Source organism: Nakamurella sp., from assembly GCF_048594475.1.
In the GTDB taxonomy this organism is placed as follows: Bacteria; Actinomycetota; Actinomycetes; order Mycobacteriales; family Nakamurellaceae; genus Nakamurella.
The window spans coordinates 1-5,051 of record NZ_JBMDXT010000146.1; the positions used below are offsets into that span (position 1 = coordinate 1).

At 74.1% G+C, this 5,051-nt stretch carries 5 protein-coding genes; 3 read left to right on the forward strand and 2 right to left on the reverse strand.

What is annotated here, in order from left to right:
• Positions 1-214: 214 nt before the first annotated feature.
• Both ACOJUF_RS07290 and ACOJUF_RS07295 read right to left on the reverse strand, forming a co-directional pair.
• Positions 215-928: an SRPBCC family protein gene (locus ACOJUF_RS07290; protein WP_420121197.1), complete on the reverse strand. Its 714-nt coding sequence runs from the start codon at positions 926-928 to the stop codon at positions 215-217.
• Between the two features lie 168 nt (positions 929-1,096).
• Positions 1,097-1,813 (reverse strand): carbon-nitrogen hydrolase family protein, encoded by a 717-nt coding sequence (locus ACOJUF_RS07295; protein ID WP_420121198.1) that lies wholly within the window; start codon positions 1,811-1,813, stop codon positions 1,097-1,099.
• A gap of 507 nt (positions 1,814-2,320) precedes the next feature.
• On the opposite strand from ACOJUF_RS07295, the gene ACOJUF_RS07300 reads away from it, so the two are divergent.
• From ACOJUF_RS07300 to ACOJUF_RS07310, 3 genes are all read left to right on the forward strand, one after another.
• Positions 2,321-3,514 (forward strand): thiamine pyrophosphate-dependent dehydrogenase E1 component subunit alpha, encoded by a 1,194-nt coding sequence (locus ACOJUF_RS07300; protein WP_420121200.1) that lies wholly within the window; start codon positions 2,321-2,323, stop codon positions 3,512-3,514.
• On the forward strand, positions 3,511-4,518 hold the full coding sequence (locus ACOJUF_RS07305; protein WP_420121199.1) for an alpha-ketoacid dehydrogenase subunit beta: 1,008 nt from the start codon (positions 3,511-3,513) through the stop codon (positions 4,516-4,518). The genes ACOJUF_RS07300 and ACOJUF_RS07305 overlap by 4 nt, the downstream gene beginning before the upstream one ends.
• 70 nt (positions 4,519-4,588) lie before the next feature.
• A partial coding sequence (locus ACOJUF_RS07310) for a biotin/lipoyl-containing protein (RefSeq protein ID WP_420121201.1) occupies positions 4,589-5,051 on the forward strand: 463 nt, incomplete at its 3' end.

Below are 5,051 nucleotides of genomic sequence, written 5' to 3' on the forward strand. Positions count from 1 at the left end.
GCTGGTCGAGCGGGCCCACGAGCGGCTGGTCGACCAGGGCATCTCGGCCAGCGTCGGGAGCGCCAGCGAGTCCGCGGCCACTCCCGGTTTCGACGCCCGCCGGCTGCTGGAGCGGGCCGACGCCGCGATGTACGAGGCCAAGTCCCTGCGCAAGAACGGCCTGCTCTGAGCGGTCCGGGGACGGCCGGGGCGACGGGCCCCGGCCGCCGCGGGCTCACTCCTGGTCGGCCGCCTCGTCCGGATGCCGCTTGAACAGCTTGCGTAGCAGGACCAGCACCAGGATGCCGGCGACGATCGGCACCACCCGCTTGAGCACGGGGGTCGCGGTCGCGGACCACAGGTCGAGTTCGCCGCTGCCGCCGGCGGCCGCCGCACCCGGGGCCGCGTAGGCGCCGATCGGGGCGGGCGGGGGCGGCGCCACGTAGTCGGCCGCCACCTCGTCGGGGTTGGTCACGTCCACCAGTTCGGCGCCGCCGGCGTCGTGTCCGGCGAGCTTGGTGGACACGCAGTCGGCGAACTGGCCGATCAGCTTGTTGCCGACGTCGACCATCACGCCGCGGCCGAACTGGGCCGGCCGGCCGGTCAGCGACAGGGTGGTCACCAGGTCGACCTGGGTGCGGTTGGGCGCGAGCGCGGTGGCCGTCGCGGTCACCAGCATGGCCGCGGTCGAGGTGGAGCCGCCGGCGTTGCCGGTCGCCTCGATCCGGGCCCGGTGGGCCGCCTCGTCCTTCTCCACGATCCGGGCGTGGCCCTTGTAGGTCATCCGGATGGGCCCGAGCTTGATCTTCACCGAGCCGCTGAACTCGTCGCCGTCGACGTGCTCCAGGATCGCCCCGGGGAAGCACGGACCCACCTGTTCCATGTCCAGCAGGGTGGTCCAGGCCTTCTCGACCCCCACCGGAACCTCGAACCGGTGCTCCAGTTCCATGCCGACCTCCGCGATCGTCAGCGGCCGAGGTCAGGCGACCGCGGCGAAGGACTGATCGTATGTCCCGCCCCCGGCCGCCGCCGCCCTACCACCCGCGCCGCCCACCGGCCCGTCGGTGCTGGCCGCCGCCGGGCGGGTCCGGTCCCGGGACCGGCGGATGCGGGGCGGTCAGCGGGACGGGACGGTCGCGGACACCACCTCGCCCGCAGCGGTGCCGGCGGCCGCCGCGACCGTGCCGTCGGGTCGCCGGACCGCAGAGCCGCCGGCGGTGCGGTCGTACCCGGCCCCGGTGCCACCGGCACAGGAGGCGATCGCCACCCAGACGCCGTGGTCGGTGGCGATCCGGCGGGCCCGGTCCCCGGGCACCGCCCGGTCCGCGGCGTGCTCGACGACGCCGGCCAGGTAGACGTCGATGCCGAGCGTGGCGAGGTCGTGATCGTGCCGGGCGACGCCGGTGTCCCGGCAGATCGCCAGGCCGATGCGCCAGCCGTCCACCTCGACGACGACCGGCTCCGGACCGGGCACGAACGCGGCCGGCTCGGCGCCGCCCAGGAACCGCTTGCGGTAGGCGACGCGGGCGCCGGTGCCGTCCACCAGCAGCGTCGCGATGTGCCGCCCCCCGCCGTCGGCCGCGACCGGCGCGCCGGCGAACGCGATCGCCCCGGTCTCCGCGCACGCCCGCACCAGCGGTCCGAGCCGCGGGTCGGCCGGATCGACGGCCGTGACGGCCATGTCGTAGCCGGTCAGCGAGAGCTCGGGGAAACCGACGATCCGGGCGCCGCTGCGCCGGACCAGGTCGGCGTGCCGGCCCGCGTTGCCGGCCAGGTCGTGCGTCGCCGTGGCCGGCTGGGCGACCGCCAGTGTCAGGTCCCGTCGGTCGGCCATGGCCACCTCCTGGTGCTCGCCGCGTGGGTGTTCAGGGCCGCCGACGGCCGCACCGGATCGTGGTCACCGGCCCGGTCGGTGACCCGGACGGGCGGACAACGCCGCAGGTCCCGACCGTCCTGGCTCCGACAATCGGACGTGGCGCGAGTCGAATACCGGATGGTTCCATGCCAGTATCGAGGTCAGTATCCAGAGCAGTATCGAGGTATCGACCTTCCGGCGTCGCCGTGCGATCCACGCCGCCGGATGCTCGCAGCACCGTCAATGCCGACGGGCCCGCGGCGGGCCGCTCGTACCGGGCGGCCCTCGGGTGCGTCGCCGGCACGGTCCCGGAGACCCCGGGGTCGCGCCCGAACGAGTGAGGAGACGCGCATGGCCCAGAGTTCGTCATCCGACCCGGTGGACCGATCGGCCCCGCGGGCCGCGGACCCGTACACGCCGACGTCCGTCGTGCAGGCGGCCGCGCGCGGGGCGGCCGGGCTCCGCGGGGCGCCGCATCCGGCCGAGGTGATCGCCGGGCTCCGGGCGACCAGCCACGGGGAGGACCTCGTGCAGATCATGTCGCCGGAGGGGGTGCTCACCCCGCACCGGGACTTCCCGATCGAGGTGACCGGCGAGTTGCTGCGCGGGCTCTACCGGGACATGGTGCTGGTCCGCCGGTTCGACCGGGAGGGCAACGCCCTGCAACGGCAGGGTCAGCTGAACATCTGGGTGCCGCTGCTCGGGCAGGAGGCGGCGCAGATCGGCGCCGGCCGCGCCCTGCGCCCGGCCGACATGGCCTTCCCCTCCTACCGCGAGCACGGCGTGGCCTGGTGCCGCGGCGTCGACCCGACCGAGCTGCTGGGCATCTTCCGGGGCACCGACCACTGCGGGTGGAACCCCCGGCAGACCCGCTTCAACAGCTACACGATCGTCATCGGCAACCAGGTGCTCAACGCCGCCGGGTACGCCATGGGCCAGAAGTTCGACGGTGTCATCGGGTCCCGCGGCGAGGACGCCGGGGACGGTGCCGGGGAGACGGCGGAGGGCCGCGAGGGCGGGACCGACGAGGCCCCCATCGTCTGCTTCGGCGACGGCGCGACCAGCCCGGGCGACGTGCACGAGGGCATGGTCTTCGCGGCCGCGTTCGACGCGCCCATCGTCTTCTACTGCCAGAACAACCAGTGGGCGATCTCCGAGCCGGTCAGCAAGCAGTCCCGGGTCCCGCTCTGGGAGCGCGCGACCGGCTACGGGTTCCCCGGGATCCGGGTCGACGGCAACGACGTCGTCGCCTGCCTGGCGGTCACCCGGTGGGCCCTGGACGAGTGCCGGTCGGGCAACGGCCCGGTGATGATCGAGGCCTTCACCTACCGGATGGACGCGCACACCACGTCCGACGACCCCACCCGCTACCGGATGGCGGCGGAGGAGGAGCACTGGAAGCTGCTGGACCCGATCCAGCGGGTGCGGGCCCACCTGGCCCGGGAGGGCCTGGCCGACCAGTCGTTCTTCGACGAGGTCGCGGCCGAGGCCGACGCCCTGGCCGAACGGTTCCGGTCGTTCTGCGTGCAGATGGCGCGGCCGGAGCCGGACCGGATGTTCTCCCACGTCTACTCCGAACCGCACGCCGGGCTGGCGGCCCAGCAGCGGGAGCACGCCGACTACCTGGCCGGATTCGCCGACGAGGGTGCCCTGGTCGACGGGGCGGGGGAGCACCGATGAGCACCACCACGACCACCCTGGCCAAGGCCCTCAACGCCGGGCTGCGTGCCGCCATGGAGGACGATCCCAAGGTCATCGTGATGGGCGAGGACGTGGGCCGGCTCGGCGGCGTCTTCCGCGTCACCGACGGGCTGCAGAAGGACTTCGGCGACCAGCGGGTGCTGGACACGCCGCTGGCCGAGTCCGGGATCGTGGGCACCGCGGTCGGCCTGGCCATGCGCGGCTACCGCCCGGTCGCCGAGATCCAGTTCGACGGCTTCGTGTTCCCGGCGTTCGACCAGATCTCCTCACAGGTCGCCAAGATCACCTACCGCACCCAGGGCGCCTGGTCGATGCCGATGGTGATCCGCATCCCGTTCGGCGGCGGCATCGGCGCGGTCGAGCACCACGCCGAATCGCCCGAGTCCTTCTTCTGCCACATCGGCGGGCTCCGGGTGGTCGCCTGCTCCAACCCGCAGGACGCGTACGACATGCTGCGCGCGGCCATCGCCTGCGACGACCCGGTGATCTTCTTCGAGCCCAAGCGCCGCTACTGGGAGAAGGGCGACCTGGACACCGATCGGCACCCCGGACGCCGCCCGGGCCAGGAGTGGCCACCGGCCTGCTTCACCAGCGCCGTCCGCCGGGCCGGGACGGACGTGACCGTCGTGTCCTACGGCTCGTCGATGCCCGTCCTGCACGCGGCCGCCGACGCCGCCCAGGCCGAGGGGCGCTCGCTGGAGCTGATCGACCTGCGCACCCTGTCGCCGCTCGACCTGGGCCCGGTGATCGACTCGGTCCGCCGGACCGGCCGGCTCGTCGTCGTGTCCGAGGCGCCCCGCGAATCGTCTATCACCGCCGACATCGCCGCCCGGGTCACCGAGGAGGCGTTCTACTCGCTGGCCGCGCCCGTGCTGCGGGTCGCCGGTTACGACACCCCCTACCCGCCCAGCCGCGTCGAGGACGAGTACCTGCCCGACCTGGACAAGGTGCTGCACGCCGTCGATCGCGTGCTCGCCTACTGAATCGTCGTCAGAGGAAACCGTGACTGCATCCCCCACGACCATCCCCACCGGTCGCCTCGAGACGTTCCGCATGCCGGACGCCGGCGAGGGCCTGACCGAGGCGGACATCATCGGCTGGCGGGTCGCCGTCGGCGACACCGTGACGGTCAACCAGATCATCGTCGAGATCGAGACGGCCAAGGCGGCCGTCGAGCTGCCGTCGCCCTACGCGGGCCGCGTGCACGCGCTGCTGGCCGAGCCGGGCGCGACCGTCGAGGTCGGCACCCCGATCATCATCATCGAGACCGCCGCACCGGCCGGCGGCCCCGGTCCGGCGACGCCGTCCGGCGGACCGGCGGCCGCTCCGCCCGCCCCGGGGGTCGCGGCGGCCTCCACGGCCGACGCCGTGGCCGATTCCGTGGCCGGGTCCAAGATCGGGGAGGTGACCGCCGACGGGCGGATCGCCACCCTGGTCGGGTACGTGCCGGCCGGCCGCTCGGGTGGCCGGCGACCCCGCCGGGGCGCCGCCCCGACCGCCCAGACACGCGTCGAGG

Bases quoted from the DNA above. Each gene is read 5' to 3' on its own strand.
- ACOJUF_RS07290 (WP_420121197.1), bottom strand. From the start codon at position 928: ATGGAACTGGAGCACCGGTTCGAGGTTCCGGTGGGGGTCGAGAAGGCC.
- ACOJUF_RS07295 (WP_420121198.1), bottom strand. From the start codon at position 1,813: ATGGCCGACCGACGGGACCTGACACTGGCGGTCGCCCAGCCGGCCACG.
- ACOJUF_RS07305 (WP_420121199.1), top strand. From the start codon at position 3,511: ATGAGCACCACCACGACCACCCTGGCCAAGGCCCTCAACGCCGGGCTG.